Annotated in this window: 15 protein-coding genes; 4 read left to right on the top strand and 11 right to left on the bottom strand. The window is 69.7% G+C overall.

Translation table 11 applies throughout. From position 1 onward, the window contains the following. The first annotated feature begins 224 nt into the window (after positions 1-224). Positions 225-968 carry a hypothetical protein gene (locus HNR67_RS07990; RefSeq protein WP_185001436.1) on the top strand — a complete coding sequence of 248 codons (744 nt, stop codon included), beginning with the start codon at positions 225-227 and terminating at the stop codon, positions 966-968. Positions 969-1,032: 64 nt separating this feature from the next. On the opposite strand, the gene HNR67_RS07985 is transcribed toward HNR67_RS07990, so the two are convergent. The 4 genes from HNR67_RS07985 to HNR67_RS07970 are packed head-to-tail and all read right to left on the bottom strand — an operon-like array spanning position 1,033 to position 5,987. Further along, the gene (locus HNR67_RS07985) at positions 1,033-1,638 is read right to left on the bottom strand and encodes a GTP-binding protein (protein WP_185001435.1); all 606 of its coding nucleotides are present in this window, start codon (positions 1,636-1,638) and stop codon (positions 1,033-1,035) included. Beyond that, positions 1,619-2,224 carry a DUF742 domain-containing protein gene (locus HNR67_RS07980; RefSeq protein ID WP_246492477.1) on the bottom strand — a complete coding sequence of 202 codons (606 nt, stop codon included), beginning with the start codon at positions 2,222-2,224 and terminating at the stop codon, positions 1,619-1,621. Before HNR67_RS07980 ends, HNR67_RS07985 begins: the two co-directional genes overlap by 20 nt. Positions 2,225-2,248: 24 nt before the next feature. After that, the gene (locus tag HNR67_RS07975; protein WP_185001434.1) at positions 2,249-2,671 is read right to left on the bottom strand and encodes a roadblock/LC7 domain-containing protein; all 423 of its coding nucleotides are present in this window, start codon (positions 2,669-2,671) and stop codon (positions 2,249-2,251) included. Positions 2,672-2,708: 37 nt separating this feature from the next. After that, positions 2,709-5,987, bottom strand: coding sequence for a nitrate- and nitrite sensing domain-containing protein (locus tag HNR67_RS07970; RefSeq protein ID WP_312986740.1), 3,279 nt, complete (start codon positions 5,985-5,987; stop codon positions 2,709-2,711). A gap of 516 nt (positions 5,988-6,503) precedes the next feature. On the opposite strand from HNR67_RS07970, the gene HNR67_RS07965 reads away from it, so the two are divergent. Continuing rightward, entirely contained in the window at positions 6,504-7,487 is a 984-nt protein-coding gene (locus HNR67_RS07965) for an ABC transporter substrate-binding protein (RefSeq protein WP_185001433.1), read from the top strand. A 9-nt stretch (positions 7,488-7,496) separates the two neighbouring features. On the opposite strand, the gene HNR67_RS07960 is transcribed toward HNR67_RS07965, so the two are convergent. From HNR67_RS07960 to HNR67_RS07940, 5 genes are all read right to left on the bottom strand, one after another. Further along, positions 7,497-8,987, bottom strand: coding sequence for a tripartite tricarboxylate transporter permease (locus HNR67_RS07960; RefSeq protein ID WP_185010319.1), 1,491 nt, complete (start codon positions 8,985-8,987; stop codon positions 7,497-7,499). A 50-nt stretch (positions 8,988-9,037) separates the two neighbouring features. Next, positions 9,038-10,003 carry a Bug family tripartite tricarboxylate transporter substrate binding protein gene (locus HNR67_RS07955; protein ID WP_185001432.1) on the bottom strand — a complete coding sequence of 322 codons (966 nt, stop codon included), beginning with the start codon at positions 10,001-10,003 and terminating at the stop codon, positions 9,038-9,040. A gap of 80 nt (positions 10,004-10,083) precedes the next feature. After that, the gene (locus HNR67_RS07950) at positions 10,084-11,598 is read right to left on the bottom strand and encodes a tripartite tricarboxylate transporter permease (protein ID WP_185001431.1); all 1,515 of its coding nucleotides are present in this window, start codon (positions 11,596-11,598) and stop codon (positions 10,084-10,086) included. Further along, a complete protein-coding gene (locus HNR67_RS07945; RefSeq protein WP_185001430.1) occupies positions 11,595-12,137 on the bottom strand; it encodes a tripartite tricarboxylate transporter TctB family protein in 543 nt (180 codons plus the stop codon). The genes HNR67_RS07950 and HNR67_RS07945 overlap by 4 nt, the downstream gene beginning before the upstream one ends. Further along, on the bottom strand, positions 12,134-13,129 hold the full coding sequence (locus HNR67_RS07940) for a Bug family tripartite tricarboxylate transporter substrate binding protein (protein WP_185001429.1): 996 nt from the start codon (positions 13,127-13,129) through the stop codon (positions 12,134-12,136). The genes HNR67_RS07945 and HNR67_RS07940 overlap by 4 nt, the downstream gene beginning before the upstream one ends. A 252-nt stretch (positions 13,130-13,381) precedes the next feature. On the opposite strand from HNR67_RS07940, the gene HNR67_RS07935 reads away from it, so the two are divergent. After that, entirely contained in the window at positions 13,382-15,043 is a 1,662-nt protein-coding gene (locus HNR67_RS07935; RefSeq protein ID WP_185001428.1) for a DNA repair helicase XPB, read from the top strand. Here HNR67_RS07935 and HNR67_RS07930 read toward each other — a convergent pair. Then, positions 15,036-15,698: a glycoside hydrolase family 75 protein gene (locus HNR67_RS07930; protein WP_185001427.1), complete on the bottom strand. Its 663-nt coding sequence runs from the start codon at positions 15,696-15,698 to the stop codon at positions 15,036-15,038. The two genes, HNR67_RS07935 and HNR67_RS07930, sit on opposite strands and share 8 nt — an antisense overlap. A gap of 191 nt (positions 15,699-15,889) precedes the next feature. On the opposite strand from HNR67_RS07930, the gene HNR67_RS07925 reads away from it, so the two are divergent. Then, the gene (locus HNR67_RS07925) at positions 15,890-17,539 is read left to right on the top strand and encodes an integrase (RefSeq protein WP_185001426.1); all 1,650 of its coding nucleotides are present in this window, start codon (positions 15,890-15,892) and stop codon (positions 17,537-17,539) included. On the opposite strand, the gene HNR67_RS07920 is transcribed toward HNR67_RS07925, so the two are convergent. Further along, complete coding sequence (locus tag HNR67_RS07920) at positions 17,536-18,540, bottom strand: alpha/beta hydrolase family protein (RefSeq protein ID WP_185001425.1); 1,005 nt, start codon at positions 18,538-18,540, stop codon at positions 17,536-17,538. The genes HNR67_RS07925 and HNR67_RS07920 overlap by 4 nt on opposite strands. Positions 18,541-18,581 lie beyond the last annotated feature (41 nt).

The following is an 18,581-nucleotide window of genomic DNA, read 5'->3' as shown; positions in this document are numbered from 1 at the left end:
TACGGAACGACGTTGAACTGAATCGTTCCCCCCTGCGAATACGTGCCCAGCGCAGGCACAACGGTCCTCTGTGGACGATCCACTCGACGGGGCGCGCGGACCACCCGTTGTAGTGGCCTTTTCCGGCCTAGCGTTCTCGCAGCGGAGGTTGCCACCTGCACCGGCCACCTCCGAACCGGCGGTCTTTCGGACCGTTTCACGAACGACTGCGGAGGAGGAATGGCATGACCATTTCCCGACTGGCCCTGCGCTCGGCGGCGGGCTTCACGGCGGTATCGCTCGGCCTGCTCGCCTGTGCCGGCCTGGCCAGCGCCGGCGACAAGCCCCAGGTGAACGTCCGGCCCAACGCCGGGATCTCGATCACCGGGCTGAGCCTCGGGGTGGGCGTGGGCAGCGTCAACCTGGGCGTCAACGCCGATGTGAACGTCAGCATCAACGCCGGAGTCGGCCTGGACGTCAGCGACGGCATCGACCTCAACGCCACGGTGGACGCCGACGCCGGAGTCGGCCTGGGCGTCAACGCCCTGGACGGCGCGGTGGACGCCGACGTGGACGTGAACGCCGACATCGGGGTGGACGCGAACGTGGGCATCGGCGACGGGATCCGCAAGGCGGCCACGGCCAAGATCGCGCAGCGGCAGGCCAAGCTCAAGATCAAGGCGACCCCGAGGGACGCCGGTCCGCAGGTGGCGGTCAAACCGACCGGGAGCGTGAGCATCACCGGCCTGAGCCTTGGCGCCGGGGTCGGCAGCATCAACGCGGTGGTGACCGGCAACGCCAACGTGGACCTGAACTGCGCAGCAGGCGCCGGGGTCAACGGCGGGGTCACGGTCAACGCGAGCTGTGCGGGCAACGTCGGCGCGGGCGTCGGCCTGGTGGTCGGCGGCAACGGGGAGGGCCGCAAGTCCAAGGCGGAGGACATCCGCGCCGCGGCCAAGGCGAAGATCGCCGAACGAGCCGCTCGCTAGTCACGCGGTAGCCCGAAGTGCCCCGGCTGCTCCAGCCGGGGCCTTCGTGCTGTCACGGGCCTGATCAGCCCGCGCGAACCGCCATCCACTGCCGCATGGCGTGCTCCACGAGCTGGATCAGCGCCTGCTTGGTGGACTCCCGGCTGCGGGCGTCGCAGGTGATGATCGGCACGCCCTCCTCGATGGTGAGGGCCTCGCGCACGTCCTCGACGCGGTGGTGCAGCGTGCCGTCGAAGCAGTTGATCGCCACGACGTAGGGCAGTTGCCGGTCGTCGAAGAAGTCGATCGAGGCGAAGGCGTCGGCCAGCCTGCGGGTGTCGACCAGCACCACCGCGCCGATGGCGCCGCGGACCAGGTCGTCCCACATGAACCAGAACCGGTGCTGGCCGGGGGTGCCGAACAGGTAGAGGATGAGGTCGCTGTCCAGTGAGACACGACCGAAGTCCATCGCCACCGTGGTGGTGACCTTGTTGGGCGTGGCGCTGAGGTCGTCGACCCCGACACTGGCCTCGGTCATCACCGCTTCGGTGGTCAGCGGCACGATCTCGGACACCGCGCCGACGAATGTCGTCTTCCCGACGCCGAACCCGCCGGCCACCACGATCTTGGCCGAGGTGGTGGCCCGCCGGGTGTCCGGCGTGTTGCGGGGATTAGAGCCTGCGGAGGCCACTGAGCACCCTTTCCAGGAACGCAAGCGACGGCCGGTCCCCCATTACCAAGCCGCCCTGGTGAATCGTGACAAGCCCGAGCCCCGCCATGTCGCCGATGAGCACCCGCACGACGCCAAGGGGCAGGCGGAGGTGCGCGGCCACCTCGGCGACCGATCGGGCGTCCAGGCAGAGCCCGCAGATGGAGCGGTGTTCGGGCAGCACCGCGGCGTCCCGGCCGTGGTCACTGGTGGACACCAGCGCCTCGATGGCCAGGTCGTAGTCGGGGCGGGTACGCCCGCCGGTCCGGGTGTAGGGGCGCACCAGCGAACCGGTCTCGGTGAAGGGGTCCGGCTCGGCCGAGGCGGCCCCCGGCGCGGCCTGCTGGGGAATGGGGGAGTCCTCGACCATCCCGCCGCCGAACAGGTCAGCGCCAGGGCCGCCGAAGAGGCCCGAACCCATCCCGTCCAGCCCGCCGCGCGGCGACAGCGTGTCCGGGTGCTCGCCCCGAAGCTCGCCGTCGTCGTCCGGCTCGTTGTATCCGAAGCCGCCCAGCGCCCACTCCTTGTAGTCGAAACGGTCGCCAGTGAAGCCTGAACCTGTGGTCATCGCTGTGTCACCCCCATCGCTTCATTATCTGCGCACCACGCCATGCAGCTGGGCGCGCAGTTCGGGGGTGAGCTGTTGGCCGACCCGCTCCACGAGCAAGGTCATCTCGTACGCCACCAGGCCGATGTCGCAGTTCGGCGCGGCGAGCACGGAGAGGCAGGACCCGTCGCTGATCGACATCAGGAACAGGTAACCCCGCTCCATCTCGACCACCGTCTGGGCCACCTCACCGGCCTCGAAGCACCTCGCGGCCCCCGCGGTCAGGCTGATCAGGCCGGAGGAGACCGCGGAGAGCTGTTCGGCCCGGTCCCTGGGCAGCCCCTCCGATCCGGCGAGCATCAGACCGTCGGCGGAGACCACGACCGCGTGAGCGACACCGGGCACCCGGCGCACGAAGTCAGTGATCAACCAACCGAAGCTGCCTGGCTGTTGGACTGACTCGGTCACGCGGATTCCTCCTCAAGGGCCGTCACGGCTGGCTCGTTCACGGCTGCTCCTCGTTCCTCGCCTGCCCGTTGGAGCGGGTCTCGTCATCGTTCGGCGCCGACTCGTTCGTCAGGACGTCGATCCTGCTGTGTCGTCCCCGGCGGATTCCCTGCTGGAAACTTGACATCCTCCCACGAACATTGTCCGCGGAGCGACCGGATGCCGGCGCCTTCGACGGCAGCTGCTGACGAGGCGCCGCCGAACCCGGTACCAGGTGGGCCTTGGGCACCCGCTTGGGCAGGCCGGCCGTGGTCTGCGCGGACAGCGAGTTGGCGCTGCTCAGCACCGCCTGCGCGGCCTGCCAGCCGTCATCGCCTGGCGAGTGCCAGTCGGTGGCGGGCCGGTGCGCGGTCACCGTCTCATCCTGGAGGCGCGCGGCCGGACGTTCAACCGCCGGGCGTCGCTGCGGGGCAGCGGCCTGGACCGGTTCCGCCTTCGCCACCGGCACCGCGGGCTGCGGCGCCGAACGCTCCACCGGACGTTCCGGCTCCACCGGCCGCTGCGGCTCGGGCGCCTTGACCTGCTCGGTCTTGGGCTCGGGCGCGGGCAGCCGGACCTGCTCGGTCTTGGGCTCCGGCCGGGCCTCCGGCGCGGGTGGCACCGGCTGCTTCTTGACCGGCGGGACCGGACCGAGGCCCAGGTCGCCGCGGTCGGAGCCGAGGTAGGGGGCTGCCCCGCCGACCGGCTCGCTGTCCACGGCCTGGAACCACTGGGAGAGCACCGCTTCGTAGATCGGCAGCCGTTCGGTTGGCGCGTCCAGGTCGTACTCGACGCCCTTGGGCCGCTCCCCCGTCCCGTTCAGCGCGCCGTAGGCAGGCGGCGTGACCGACGCCCTCGGCACGATCGGGTTGCTGCGCCCGGCCTGGGTCCGCTCGGCGAGCGGGTCCGGCTCGGGCTCCGGAGCGGGCTCCGGTTCGGGCTGCGGCGCGGGCGGGACCACCGGCTGGAAGATGTCCCTCGGCGCGGACAGCTCCGGCGGGGCCGCCGGATCCTGCTCGCCCCGGCTGGTGAACACCTGCACGGTCAGGTCCGTGTGCTCGGCTGGCTCCTCCGCCACCGGTGCGCTGATCTCGGCGGGCAGCTCCGGCTCGGCCACCGGTGGGATCGGCGGCAACGAGGGCTGGCTCTGCTCCACCGGATCGTTGGCCGCGGTGAACAGCGAACGGTGCTCGCCGGTGTTGATCACCGACGCGGCGGTCTGCTGGTAGGGCGAGAGCACCGGCGGCTGCGAACCCGTGTGCGACTGGGTGAACAGCGATCCGGCCGAGGTGCGGCTCGCGGCAGGCGAGCTGAGCGGCTGGATCAGTTCGGCGGGGACCACCACGAGCGCGGTGGTGCCGCCCTCGATGTCCTCGTTGTTGCGCAGGCGGACCCGGATGTCGTGCCGCTGGGCCAGCCGACCGACCACGAACAGGCCCATCCGGCGGGAGACCGCGACGTCGACCTCCGGCGGGTCGGCCAGCCGCTGGTTGTAGTCGTTGATCTCCTGCTCGGGCATGCCGACACCGCGGTCGCTGATCTCGATAGCCAGCTCACCCTTGCGGGTCCGCGCGGTGCGCACGGTGACCTTGGTGTTCGGGTCGGAGAACGCGGTGGCGTTGTCCAGCAGCTCGGCCACCAGGTGCACCACGTCGTTGACCGCGCGGCCCATCACCGCGAGGTCGGGGACCGCGGTGACCTGCACCCTGGCGTACTGCTCGACCTCGGACACGGCCGCGCCGACCACCTCGGCCACCGGCACCGGGCGGGTGAGCCGCCTGGTGAGGTCGGTGCCCGCGAGGACCAGCAGGTTCTCGCTGTTGCGGCGCATCCGAGTGGCCAGGTGGTCCAACTCGAACAGGCTGGAGAGCTGGTCCGGGTCCTGCTCGTCCTGCTCCAGCCGGTCGATCAGGCTGAGCTGGCGTTCCACCAGGGCCTGGGAGCGGCGGGAGAGGTTGACGAACATCGCGTTCACGTTGTCCCGCAGCAGGGCCTGTTCGGCCGCCAGCCGGACCGCCTCGCCGTGTACCGCGTCGAAGGACCGGGCGACCTGCCCGACCTCCTCGCGGGTGTGCACGGGCACCGGTTCGATGGCGGTCTTGGCCGCCTCGGCCGGGTCCGGCGCGGCCAGGATCCGCTCGACCGCCTCCGGCAGCTTGCGGTCGGCCACCTCCAGCGCCGTGCGGCGCAGGATGCGCAGCGGGCGCAGCAGCGAGTAGGCCACCAGCATCGCCAGGAACACCGCCAGCGCGAGCGCGGCGAGCACCAGGATGGAACGGGTGGTCGCGGAGGCGCGCACATCGGCGGCCGCGGCGGCGGTGTCCGCCTTGAGCTGCTCGATGAGCGAGTTCTCCACCCGCTGGGTCAGGTTGATGGTCAGCGTCGCCGCCATGTCCCAGCGGTCGGTCTGCAGGCTGGCGAAGGCCGCGGCAGCCGGGGTCTGGGCCGAGTTGGCGACCTGGAGCACCGCCTCCTGCATGTCGTTGGCCACGTCGACGATCAGACCGGTGACGGTGTCGTCGTACTGCCTGCGCTGCTCGGGCGTGGCCGACTTGCGGAAGTCGTTGCGCGCGGCCTCCAGTTCGGCGTCCGCGGCCAGGATCTGCCTGGTCTGGTTCTGCTCGAACTTCTTCTGCTGGAGGATGTCCAGCAAAATCGCGCGCTTACGGGAGACCTGCTCCTTGGCCCGGCCGAGGGCGACCGCGGCCAGCTGCAGCCGGATCAGGTCCGGCTGGTCGGCCTGGGTGCCCGCGATCTCACCCAGGTCCAGCAGGGCCTGGATCGACTCGGTGTAGTTACGCAGGATCTCGGTCTCGGGGTACGCGGTGAGCCCGGCCACCTGACGGAGCCGGTTCAGTCGCTCGAGCTGCTGTACGACGGTGATGTAGGAGCGCCGGGTGGTCTCATCCAGTGAGGGCCCGACCTCGTTGAGCTGGTTGCGCAGCACCTCGGTGGCGTCGATGACGCGCTTGCGCTGGCGATCCAGCACCGGGGACTGGTCGTTCCGCTCGTCGTTGGACGAGGCCACGAACCGGACCGTGAGGTCCCGCTCGCGCTGCATCTGGTGCACCAGCGTGGACACACTGCCCTGCAACTGGGCCTGTGTCGCCAACCTGGCCAGCCGGCCTGCCTGGTCGATCTCGTTGGTCACCTGGACGCCACCCAGCACGAGGGCGACCACCGTCGGGATGAGGAGAACAGCGAGCAGCTTGCTCCGCAGTCGCCAGTTGCGCAGGCGCCAGCGGGCCGTGCCCGCCTCCTGGACCGACCTGGACTGCAACGGTTTGCCCGTGCTCACCGGTGTGGAGTCCGGTGTCGCGGTTCCCCGCTCCTGCGTGGCCCCGTTACTCTTCGAAGCCGCCTCATCACCCTTTTCGGGGGTCTCCGAGCGCGGGGCTTCCCCCGCGCCACGCTGGCTGGGACCTTTCTCTCGACGGGCCACCCTGGGCTTCCTCTTCCAGCAGCAGTGTCCCGGTCCCTCCCCGGACCGAGGTTGGACTCGCGAATCGGGCCGAATTGCAGCACAGCTCTTACTCGGGACGCCAGGGGGGTTGGCGCCGAGCACACGCGTGGCAGAGCTGAACCACCAGCGGCTAGGCCGGAGAGCCTAGTGGGAATCCCCCACAGCGCGAAAGGGCAAGATTGCGGAACGTGTCCAAAGCTCTATCTGAAGTCCTGCTTGTGGGTGGCGCTTACCTCGATAGCATCGTCTTCCGGCACACTGCGACACTGCGCACAGACAGAGCGTGCGCCGCGGTGTAGGTCAGCCGTGGTGGTATGCGGCACGAAGGCAGGACGGCGAGAGGCTCTCCCGATGGCGAACAAGACGCTGCGACGTGGCGTGGCAGTGGCGCTGAGCACGGCGATGGTGGCGGTGACGGCGAGCTGCTCGCTGTTCGGGGACGGCGGCGCCGGCGCCAGGCCGACGCTGGAGAAGACCAACCTGCGGGTGGGCATCCTGCCGCTGGTGGACGTGGCCCCGCTGTACATGGCCAAGGAGGACGGCAAGTTCGCCGCCGCGGGCCTGAACATCGACGCGATCCCGCAGGACAACGAGAAGCAGGCGATGGAATCCCTGCGCAACGGGACCATCGACATCGCCTTCGCCAGCCACGTGACCTTCTTCAAGGCCGCCTCCGAGGGCACCGACCTGCAGTTGCAGGGCGAGGCGTACCAGGCTGGCACCAACACCATGGCGCTGGTCACGCTGAAGAACTCCAACTTCACCGCGCTCAACCGCGGCGTGAGCAAGCCGACCATCGGTGTGGACGCGCTGGACAGCATCGGCGCGCTGACCACCAAGAGCGTGATGAACGCGGCAGGCGCGCCGAACTTCACCCTCAAGCCGATGGACTTCAGCAAGATGGAGGCGGAACTCACCTCCAAGCAGATCGAGGCCGCCTGGATGGTCGAGCCGCACATCACCCGGATCCAGAAGGCCATCGGCGCGGTCGTGCTCAGCGACACCGCCCGCGGCGGCACCCTGGACTTCCCGATGTCGGGCTACGCCGCGATCCGCAAGTCCGCCGAGGAGAGCCCCAAGACCTTCGCCGCCTTCCGCAAGGTGCTCGCCGAGGCCCAGCTGCTCGGCACCAACCACCTGAAGGTGCAGGAGGTGCTGGTCAAGTACGCCGAGCTGGACAACCTGACCGCGGCCCTGGTGGCGGTTGGCACCTACCCGGTGTCGATCAACCCGGTCCGGCTGCAGCGGGTCGCGGACATGATGGAGAGCACCCGGATGCTCAACACCCGGCTCGACGTGCTCCAGCTGCTGCCGCCCTCCAGCCCGGTCAACTGACCGGCCTGTTCAGCTGACCGGAGCGGCGGAGCGGGCACGCACCGTCCGCAGGCCGCGCAGCACCAGCGGGACCAGCAGGCTCAGCACCGCCAGCCCGAGCACCACCTTGGCGAACGGGCTGGCCACGAGCACCCCCGGATCGCCCTGGCTGACCTGCAGCGCCTTGCGCAGGTTCTCCTCCGCGATCGGGCCGAGCACCAGGCCGAGGATGGCGGGCAGCACCGGCCAGCCGTAGCGGCGCATGGCCAGCCCGGCGATGCCAAGGGCCAGCAGCACCAGCAATCCCGAGTACTGCTGGCTGCCCGCGTACGCCCCGAGCGAGGCGCAGACCAAGATGCCCGCATAAAGATATGGGCGCGGAATCCGCAGAATTTTCACCCAAATGCCGACCAGCGGCAGATTTAGCACCAGCAACATCACGTTGCCCAGATAGAGCGAGGCGATCAACGTCCAGACCAGCAGCGGCTGGGTCTGGAACAGCAGCGGGCCCGGTTCGATGCTGTAGCTGCCGAAGGCGGCCAGCATCACCGCGGCCGTGGCCGAGGTGGGCAGGCCAAGGGTGAGCAGCGGCACCAGCATCCCGGCCGCGCCCGCGTTGTTCGCCGCCTCCGGCCCGGCCACCCCCTCGATCGCGCCCTTGCCGAACTCCTCAGGGTGCTTGGCCAGCTTCTTCTCCACCGCGTAGGAGAGGAAGGTGGAGATCACCGGGCCGCCCGCGGGCACCGCGCCGAGCGGGAAGCCCAGGGCCGCACCACGCAGCCAGGGCTTCCAGGACCGCTTGAGGTCCTCCTTGGGCAGCCACCAGACCCGGCTGACCGGGATCACCTCCGGCGTGCCGTGGCGCAGCCTGGAGGCGGTGTAGAGGGCCTCCCCGACCGCGAACAGGCCGACCGCGGCGATCACCAGGTCGACCCCGTTGGCCAGCTCGCCAACGCCCATGGTGAAGCGCTCCTGGCTGGACATCGGGTCCAGGCCGACCAGTCCGAGGGCCAGGCCCAGCGCCAGTGCGGCGAAGCCACGGACCGCGCTGCCGCCGAGCATGGTGGCCACCGTGCAGAAGGCGAGCATGGTCAGCGCGAAGTAGTCCGCCGAGGTCAGGTGCACCGCCCAGTCGGCGACCTGCGGGGCGAGCAGGGCCAGCAGCACGGTGCCGATGGTGCCTGCCACGAACGAGCCGAGGGCGGCGGTGGCCAGCGCCTGCGCCCCCCGGCCCGCCCTGGCCATCTTGTTGCCCTCCAGCGCGGTGATCACCGAGGCCGACTCGCCGGGGGTGTTGAGCAGGATGGACGTGGTGGACCCGCCGTACATCCCGCCGTAGAGCACCCCGGCGAACAGGATCAGCGCGGCCGCGGCAGGCACCGAGTAGGTGATCGGCAGCAGCAGGGCGACGGTCATCGCGGGGCCGATCCCCGGCAGCACCCCGACCAGGGTGCCCAGCAGCACCCCGAGCAGGGCGAAGAGCAGGTTCTCCGGGGTGACCGCGGCGGCGAACCCCTGCATGACGTAGTCGAACGTGCTCAATGCCCCGCCTCTGCCTCAAGGTGTGCCGGTCAGACCAGCCCGATCTCGGTGAGCACCTTCTTCGCCGCCGCGCTCTCCGACTCGATGTAGGTGTCGAACTCGGGACCGGCCAGGAAGGCATCCTCCCAGTCCTTGTCCCGCAACATCTGCTGCCAGCCCGCGCTCTCCTTGAGCCGGGTCAGCATGCCGACCAGCTCCTGCCGGGAGCCGTCGCCGAGGTCGGGGGTGCCCACGATCCCGCGCCAGTTGACGTAGGAGATCGGCACACCCTGTTCCTTCAACGTTTTCACTTCCGGCAGCAGTTTTGACCGCCGTTCACCGGAGACCGCGAGCGCGCGCAGGTTTCCGGCTTTCACCTGTTCGGCGTATTCCGAGACACCGGAGATGCCCGCCTTCGCCTCACCGGAGAGCAGCTTGGCCACCGACTCGCCACCGCCGCCCTGGTTCGGCAGGAAGTTGACCACCTTGGGGTCGATGCCGACCTCGTCCGCGATCAGCCCGGCCAGGATGTGGTCGACGTCGGCCACCACACCGCCGGTGACCACGGTGCCCTTGCTGTCCTGCTTCCAGCCGGTGAGGAAGTCCTGCAGGTTGGTGTACGGCGACTTGGCAGGCACCACCAGCGCCATGCTCTCGCTGGTGAGCCGGGCCAGCGGGGTGGTGTGCTTGAGCGTCTTGGCCGACTTGGAGTTGATCACGCTGGCGACCATGACCTTGCCCATCACCATGAGCACCTTGTCGTTGCGCTCGCCGGTGAGCTGGTTCAGCCCGGTGATGCCGTTGGCCCCGGCCACGTTGAACACCTCGGTGCCGGTGGCCAGGTTGTCCCGTTGCAGCACGTTGCGCACTGCCTCGGCGGTCTGGTGCCAGCCACCGCCTGCCTTGGCAGGCACCATCAGGCGCAGCTTCTCCACCGGCGCACCGGGCCCGGCGGGGCCGCCGCCACCGCAGCCCGCGAGCAGTCCGGTGGCGAGCAGCACCGCGGTCGCGGCCATCGTTCCTCGTTGAACACGCATGGCGAGCAACCAACCACAAACAGCGATTGCGTAACAGGACGTTGGAAAAGAACCAACTTTCAATATCTCGATGGGGATTCAGCCGGACTCGACCGGTTCTTGAGCGCCGCCCTGGCCCGCAGCACCAGCGGCAGACCGACCGCGAGCACCGCCGCGCCGAGCACCACGATGGAGAACGGGGTGTGCACCAGCGCACCGACGTCACCCTGGCTGATCTGCAACGCCTTGCGCAGGTTGGTCTCGGCCACCGGGCCAAGGATCAGCCCGAGCACGGCGGGCGCGACCGGCCAGCCGTAGCGCCGCATGACAAAACCGAGCAGGCCGATCCCGGCGAGCACGATCAGGCCCTGCCAGGCGCTGCTGGCCGCGTAGGCGCCCAGCGAGGCGCACAGCAGGATGCCCGCGTACAGGTAGGGCCGCGGAACTCGCAAGATCTTCACCCACAGCCCGGCCAGCGGCAGGTTCAGCACCAGCAGCATCACGTTGCCCACGTACAGCGAGGCGATCAGCGTCCACACCAGCACCGGCTCGGTCTCGAACAGCAGCGGACCGGGCTGAATATTGTAGCTGGTGAAGGCGGCCAGCATGATCGCCGCGGTGGCCGAGGTGGGCAGGCCGAGGGTGAGCAGCGGGACCAGCACGCCGGCCGCGGCCGCGTTGTTGGCCGCCTCGGGTCCGGCCACGCCCTCGATCGCGCCCTTGCCGAACTCCTCGGGCCTCTTGGCCAGCTTCTTCTCCACCGCGTAGGAGAGGAAGGTGGTGACATCGGCGCCGCCTGCCGGGACCGCGCCGATCGGGAAGCCGATCGCGGTGCCGCGCAGCCAGGGCCACCAGGACCGCTTGAGGTCCTCCTTGGGCAGCCACCACACCTTGTTCACCGGGATCACCTCGGGCACCCCGTGCCGCATCCGGGAGGCCACGTAGAGCGCCTCACCGACGGCGAAGAGGCCAACTGCGGCGACCACCACCGGCACGCCGCGGGACAGCTCGTCCACGCCGAAGTCGAACCGGCTCTGCCCGGTCAGCGATTCGGTGCCGATCAGCCCGAGGAACAGGCCGAGCGCCAGCGAGCCGACGCCGCGCAGCGGGGAGGCGCCGAGCATGGCCGAGACGGTGCAGAAGGCCAGCACGGTCAGCGCGAAGTAGTCCGCCGAGGTCAGCTTGATCGCCCACTCGGCGATCTGCGGGGCCAGCAGGGACAGCAGCAGGGTGCCGATGGTGCCCGCGACGAAGGAGCCGATGGCCGCGGTGGCCAGCGCCTGGGCGCCACGCCCCGCCCTGGCCATCTTGTTGCCCTCCAGCGCGGTGATGATGGAGGCGGACTCGCCGGGGGTGTTGAGCAGGATCGAGGTGGTCGACCCGCCGTACATGCCGCCGTAGTAGATCCCGGCGAACATGATCAGCGCCCCGGCCGGCGGGACCAGGTAGGTGATGGGCAGCAGCAGCGCCACCGTCATCGCCGGGCCGATCCCGGGCAGCACGCCGACCAGCGTGCCCAGCAGCACCCCGAGCAGGGCGAAGAGCAGGTTCTCCAGCGCCAGCGCGCTCTCGAACCCCTGGATCAGCGCGCTCACCCGACCAGCCCCTGCAACGGCCCGCCCGGCAGGTAGGCGCCGAGCCCGAAGACGAAGATCGCCCACAGCGCCAGCGCCAGGCCCAGCGCGCTGACCACGATCACCCACCAGCGGCGGGCGCCCAGGATCACCGCGGTGCCCGCGAAGAGCAGCGCGGCGGCCAGCGGCCAGCCGATCGGCTCGATCAGCACCGCGTGCCCGGCGAACAGGCCGACCAGCAGCAGCACCGCGCGCTTGTCGCTGCGCTGGCTGAGGTCGATGTCCTCGCCCTCCTCGGGCGGGGCGTCCTGGCCGCGCAGCACCTGCACGGTCAGCAGCACCGCGACGCCGAGCAGCAGCCCGCCGATGAGGTAGGGGAACAGCCGGGGCCCGGCCACCGCGGCGGCGGGCGGCACCATGATCGTCGGGGTCTCGATCAGCACGTACACCCCGAGCCCGCCGAGCAGCGCGGTCAGCAGCAGCTCGCCGCTGACGCGGGCTCGGCCGCCCCGGGATCCGGGACGGCCGAGCGCGGGACTTTCCTCAGTGCCAGCGGTCACTTCACCGCGCCGATCTCGGCGAGCATCTTCTTGACCCGCGCCTCGTCCTCTTCGATGAACTTGGTGAAGTCCGCGCCGGTGGCCCAGGCGTCCTCCCAGTCCTTGGCCTTGAGCGTCTGCTTCCAGGCCTCGCTGTTGCGCATCTTGGTGACCATGTCCACCAGCGTCTGCCTGGCGCTGTCGGACAGGCCGGGGCGGGCGACCACGCCACGCCAGTTCAGGTAGGAGATCGGCACGCCCTGCTCACGCAGCGTCTTGGCGTCCGGCAGCAGGGTCGAGCGCCGGTCCCCGCTGACCGCGATCGCGCGCAGCTTGCCGGACTTGACGTGCTCGGAGAACTCCGAGACACCGGAGATGCCCGCCTTGACCTCGCCGGAGAGCAGCTTGGCCACCGCCTCGCCACCGCCGGAATTGGCCACGTAATTCACCTGTCCGGGGTCGATGCCGACCTCGTCGGCGACCAGTCCGGCCAGGATCTGGTCCGCGCCGCCCGCCGAGCCACCGGTGATCACGGTGCCCTTGGGGTTCTGCTTCCAGGTGGTCAGGAACTGCTCCAGGTTGACCTCGGCCTGGGTGGCCGGGATCACGATGACCAGCGCCTCGCCGGTGAGCTTGGCGATCGGGGTGGTGTCCTTGAGCGTCTTGTCGGACTTGGCGTTGAGGATGCCGCCGACCATGACCTGGCCCATCACCATCAGCAGCTTGTCGTCCTTCTCCCCGGCCAGCTGCTTGAGGCCGGTGACGCCGCCCGCGCCCTCCACGTTGAACACCTGCGCGCCGGTGGCCAGCTTCTCCTTGAGCAGGGTGTCCTGCATGGCCTGCGCGGACTGGTGCCAGCCGCCGCCTGCCTTGGCCGGCGCCATCAGTCGTAGCCCGGTGACCGGCTGGTTCGCTCCACCACTCGAGCCGCCGGTACATCCGGTGAGCAGGGTGGCGACCACGGTCACGACACCGGCGGCGACTACGCGCCGTCGCGGGATCTGGCGAAGCATCAGAGGTCCTTCCTCCATGGAGGGAAGTTGCATGGTTGGAAGTGCGGTTCAGATACCCAGTGATGTTCTGGCTACGAACGGCGAGCATTCCAGCACACCCGCGCCCTATACCACTACCGCCGAACGCGAGGAAGTATCAGAACTTCTCTGATGCAATGCCCGTTCAACCAGCCAGAACGCACCAGCCCACCGGGGTCACTACCCTGGGAAGGCACACCCGCCCTCCGCCGAGGCCCAGGAGCCCGATACCCCGTGACCGACGGACCCCTCATCGTCCAGTCCGACAAGACCCTGCTGCTCGAGGTCGACCACGAGCTGGCCGACGAGGCACGCATCGCGATCGCGCCCTTCGCCGAGCTGGAGCGCGCGCCCGAGCACGTGCACACCTACCGCGTGACCCCGCTGGCGCTGTGGAACGCGCGCGCGGCCGGGCACGACGCCGAGCAGGTGGTGGACGCGCTGGTCCGCTACTCGCGCTACTCGGTGCCGCAGCCGCTGCTGGTGGACGTGGTGGACACCATGGGCCGCTTCGGACGGTTGCAGCTGACCAACCACCCCGCGCACGGCCTTGTGATGTCCACTGTGGACCGCGCCGTGCTGGAGGAGGTGATGCGCAACAAGAAGATCGCGCCGATGCTGGGCGAGCGGCTGGACCCGGACACCGTGGTGGTGCACGCCAGCGAGCGCGGCCACCTCAAGCAGCTGCTGCTCAAGGCGGGCTGGCCGGCCGAGGACCTGGCCGGTTACGTCGACGGCGAGGCGCACCCGATCGCGCTGGCCGAGGACGGCTGGACGCTGCGCGACTACCAGCGGCACGCCGCGCAGGCGTTCTGGGCCGGTGGCTCCGGCGTGATCGTGCTGCCCTGCGGCGCGGGCAAGACCCTGGTCGGCGCGGCCGCGATGGCCGAGGCGCAGGCGACCACGCTGATCCTGGTGACCAACACGGTGGCCGGCCGGCAGTGGAAGCGGGAACTGGTCGCGCGCACCTCGCTGACCGAGGACGAGATCGGCGAGTACTCCGGCGAGCGCAAGGAGATCCGCCCGGTCACCATCGCCACCTACCAGGTGATCACCCGCAAGACCAAGGGCGAGTACCGGCACCTGGAGCTGTTCGACTCCAGGGACTGGGGCCTGATCGTCTACGACGAGGTGCACCTGCTGCCCGCCCCGGTGTTCCGGATGACCGCGGACCTGCAGTCCCGCCGCCGCCTGGGCCTGACCGCCACCCTGGTGCGCGAGGACGGCCGGGAGGGCGATGTGTTCTCGCTGATCGGCCCGAAGCGCTACGACGCGCCGTGGCGGGACATCGAGGCCCAGGGCTGGATCGCGCCCGCGGAGTGCGTCGAGGTCCGGGTCACCATGACCGAGAACGAGCGCCTGCAGTACGCCACCGCCGAGCCGGAGGAGCGCTACAAGATGTGCTCCACCGCCCGCACCAAGGCCCCGGTGGTCCGCGCCATCCTGGACCGCCACCCGGACGAGCCGACCCTGGTCATCGGCGCCTACCTGGACCAGCTCGACGAGCTGGGCGAGGCCCTCAACGCCCCCGTCATCCAGGGCTCCACCCGCAACAAGGAGCGCGAGGCCCTCTTCGACGCCTTCCGCCGAGGCGAGATCCGGACCCTGGTGGTCTCCAAGGTGGCCAACTTCTCCATCGACCTGCCAGAGGCATCGGTGGCGGTGCAGGTCTCCGGCACCTTCGGCTCCCGCCAGGAAGAGGCCCAGCGGCTGGGCAGGTTGTTGCGCCCCAAGGGCGACGGCCGCCAGGCGCACTTCTACTCGGTGGTGGCAAGGGACAGCCTGGACACCGACTACGCCGCGCACCGGCAGCGGTTCCTGGCCGAGCAGGGCTACGCGTACAAGATCGTGGACGCGGACGACCTGCTCGGCCCGGCACTACCGGAGATCAGCTGACCAACGCGGCCGCGGCCTGCTGACCAAGGCGGACCGCGGTCGCGTTGTTCTGGATGGGCACCGACTTGACCCCGGGGAACACCACGAAGTCGACCACGGCCCCACTGACTCCCCCGGTACTCGGATGCGGGTTGATCCCCAGCAACTGCGCCATCCGGTAGGAGGCCTCACCGATGATCGCGCTCGGCCCGAGGTCCCCCACCACCCCGTAGACCACCTTGTCCCGGTAGACCGCGGCCGCGACCGTGCCGCCGGTGATGCCGGAGTTGCGGTAGTTCCAGGTCGAGCTGGCCAACGGCAACACGATGAAGGGCAACGTCTCGGCGTTGAGCGGCTTGCCGTCTGACTGGGGGAACGCGGTGGCGTTCTGCCAGTAGGGATCGGTGCTGGGGTTGCACTTGGCGGTGCGCTGCCCGTCGCAGTCGATGTCCAGATCGGCCCGCCAGTGCACGGCGGTGCGGGTGGCGCAGACCGGGACGGTGCGGGCACCACCGGCGTCGTGCGCGTACTTGCCGTTGGAGACCTGCTTGGTACAGGCGGCCACGGCGGCCTTGAGCTGGGCGGCGGTGGGTGGGGCGGCGGTGGTGGCCGCGTGAGCGGGGGCGGCCGGGATGAGGGCGAGCACGGCGGCTAGGGCGAGCAGGGCTGTGCGCATGATGACCTCCAGCACTGGCAGGGACTGGCAATCACTAACCACTTCAGCGCACAGATGGTTGCTTGTTGACAGGCGGGCACGCAACAGCCCGGCATCAGCTTTGGTGAACCCAAAAAAAAACCGGGGGGCCTGGCCATTTCGGCGAGGACCCCCCGTGGGTGACTCCCACTATACCCGCTAACCTCAATCCCGTGCAACCGGCAAACCCCGAATACGCCCAGCACGTGCTCGCCCGCCTCACCGACTTCTGTCAAGTCGATGGCGTGCTGTGGACCAGAAGACTGTGGGACATCGGATCGATCTTGACACTGGAGGAGCTGTGGGAATCAGTGAGCTGGCAGTCCCGGAAGGTCATTTCCGGCAGCGCCATTGATTGGCAGCGACATCAGCTCGCCCGCCTGCTTGGGCCGGACCTCGGGATGGGTGACAAGGCACTGCGCCGGGAGATGGTCCAGCTGCTCGACTCGGACACCCTGACCGACCCCAGCCCCGGACACCGGCGACTTCGGGAGCTGATCGATCACGCGCGCGACGGCTACCTGGACCGATGGGCTGACCGGGTGGCCGAGGGCGCACAGGTGAAGCCCGAGCGCCTGGCCCGCACGCTCGCCGCGCATCTGCTGGACCTCGGCTATACCGCACAGTTCCTAGGCACCCAGTGGCTGTCCGGGTTGCGTTCGAAAAATACCCACACAGAGGCGATTATTGCCAGCGCGGCTGGCCTTGCCCGAATCCCGCCACGAAACTTTCATGTTCTGTTGCTACTCAACTCAATACCCAACCGGTCGAGCGCGGAAAATACCCCTGACTGGCTGAATAATTCAGAAGTCATCAACTGGCTCAAGCGTGAAGGACATTCCACGAGCGGGGTTCGAGCACAGGGCGGTTTCCTCTACCGGATCTCCGCACAAGATCACCACGGCGCCGCGGACAAGGCGCGACAGCTGTTCGAACGCATTGTCGCGCGCTCGCGCTTCTCCCGCCGGTACCGAGGCCAGGTCACCGCCTCCCCGACGCTGTGGGTCAGCGGCCATCCCGAGCCCCTTCCCCTGGTAGGGCCCGCCCGGCACGCGGATGTGCTCTCGCTCGCGCACCAGGGCCAGCTATACGACGTCGCGCGGCCACGCAACCCCGTGGACGACGCCCTGGAACTGGCCTCGCCGGTGAACCAGACCGGCGCCCCTGGCACCGCGCTGGCCGGGGCGTGGGCGGCGATCGAGTCGCTGCTCTGCCATCCGGGCGATCCCATCCCCGCGGGTGAACGCAGCGGCAAAGCCGTGGCCGCGGACCGCCTCGCCGCGATCGTGGCCTGCTCCTGGCCACGCGCGGAGTTGACCACCCTGGTGCGCAGGCATGGCCGCAAGGACGAGATGGACGAGTTGTCCGAGCGTCGGGATGTCTGCACCACCAGCAGGGCGCAGGCCCTGGTCCTGTTCGACGAGATCACCAGGAACGGCGTGGCCAACCTGCGCTTCCATGGGCGCACGCGACACGGTGACCAGGTCGCGGCGCAGCGGTTGGCGGCATGTGTGGCCGAGCCGAAGCGGGTGGTCGGGGAACTGACAGCCGCAGTGCGGATCACGCTCCGGCGGCTCTACCGGGCACGCAACATCGTGCTGCACGGCGGCTCGACCTCAAGCGTCACGCTGGACGCCACCCTGCGCACGGCCGCGCCATTGCTGGGTGCCGGGCTGGACCGGATCGCGCACGCCTACTTTGGCGAGGGGTTGGGCCCGCTGGAGCTTGCCGCGCGGGCGGAACTGGCCAAGACGCTGGTCGGCGAGAACACCGGTCTGACGCTGGTGGACCTGCTCCGGAAGCGGGGAGCGGCGGCGGCCTAGCCCAGGGCGTGCAGGAACTGTTGCTGGTCGGTCAGGTGGCCGGTGGCGAAGAGGGCCCTGGGGGCGAACAGGGCGGTGAGGGTGAGTTGGAGGTCTGAGCGTTCGATGTTGTCCTTGACCAGGGAGTGGGCCGCGTCGGGGTAGTGCCGGACGGTGAGGGCGCCTGCTTCGGACAGGGCGGCGCGGTAGGCGCGTTCGGTGTCCGCGGTGTCCACGTTGCGGTCGTGGCCCGCCAGGGTGAGCAGGACCGGGATGCCGCGCAGGGCGGGCAGGTCCGCGGTGGCGTCGGCGGTGTGGTTTCTGGTGATGAAGCGCCAGTGGTCGGGGGTCAGGGGGTTCGGGTCGTCGCCCATTGCCTTGACGTATTCCTGGTGGCTCGCCTGCCTGGTCAGCAGGTTTCGGATGGTGTCGCTGCGGGTGATCTCGGCTTCGATCCTGGTCTGGGTGGCGCCCTCGGCGCGCAGGGTGGCGAGCAGGTGGTGGCGGCCCTGCTGGAGCCAGTTGATCGCGGGTGAGACGGCCAGCACGAAGCGCAGCCGGGTCTGGGCGGCGATCTTGGGCAGCACCCAGCCCGCCTGACTGGCGCCCCACAGGCCGATCCGGTCGGCGTCGATGTCCGGGCGGGCGCGGGCCCAGGCGATGGCGACGAGGGCCTCGGTGGCCCGGTCGTCCATGGACTGGTCCAGCCAGTTGCCGGGTGCGCCTGCCACGCCGGGTTTGTGCCAGGACAGGGTGGCGTAGCCGGCCTTGGCGTTGGCCTCCCAGATCGGCCGGTAGTCACCGTCATGGGTGGCCTCGACCGGGCCGTCGCCGTGCAGGTGCACCACCAGGCCGTGCCGCTGGCGGCCGTCCCGTGGTCTGGCCAGCACGCCGTGCAGCCGGTGGCCGTCCTGCTCGATGGTGACCTGCTGCTCGTGCAGGTCGTAGGAGTGCTGCCACAGCAGCAGCCCACCCAGCCCCAGGGCCACCACCAGGACCGTGATCAGCACTTTGACACCCATGAGCGCGAAACTATCACTGACGGAACGGTCGTTGTAGATAT

The sequence above is a fragment of the Crossiella cryophila genome (genome assembly GCF_014204915.1).
GTDB classification, from domain to species: domain Bacteria; phylum Actinomycetota; class Actinomycetes; order Mycobacteriales; family Pseudonocardiaceae; genus Crossiella; species Crossiella cryophila.
Note: the sequence above shows the minus strand (reverse complement) of the source record. Positions and strands in the feature narration are given on the sequence as shown.

Coding starts and splice junctions, on each gene's coding strand:
- HNR67_RS07990 (WP_185001436.1), top strand. CDS start 225: ATGACCATTTCCCGACTGGCCCTGCGCTCGGCGGCGGGCTTCACGGCG.
- HNR67_RS07980 (WP_246492477.1), bottom strand. CDS start 2,224: ATGACCACAGGTTCAGGCTTCACTGGCGACCGTTTCGACTACAAGGAG.
- HNR67_RS07965 (WP_185001433.1), top strand. CDS start 6,504: ATGGCGAACAAGACGCTGCGACGTGGCGTGGCAGTGGCGCTGAGCACG.
- HNR67_RS07960 (WP_185010319.1), bottom strand. CDS start 8,987: ATGCAGGGGTTCGCCGCCGCGGTCACCCCGGAGAACCTGCTCTTCGCC.
- HNR67_RS07955 (WP_185001432.1), bottom strand. CDS start 10,003: ATGGCCGCGACCGCGGTGCTGCTCGCCACCGGACTGCTCGCGGGCTGC.
- HNR67_RS07940 (WP_185001429.1), bottom strand. CDS start 13,129: ATGCTTCGCCAGATCCCGCGACGGCGCGTAGTCGCCGCCGGTGTCGTG.
- HNR67_RS07930 (WP_185001427.1), bottom strand. CDS start 15,698: ATGCGCACAGCCCTGCTCGCCCTAGCCGCCGTGCTCGCCCTCATCCCG.
- HNR67_RS07920 (WP_185001425.1), bottom strand. CDS start 18,540: ATGGGTGTCAAAGTGCTGATCACGGTCCTGGTGGTGGCCCTGGGGCTG.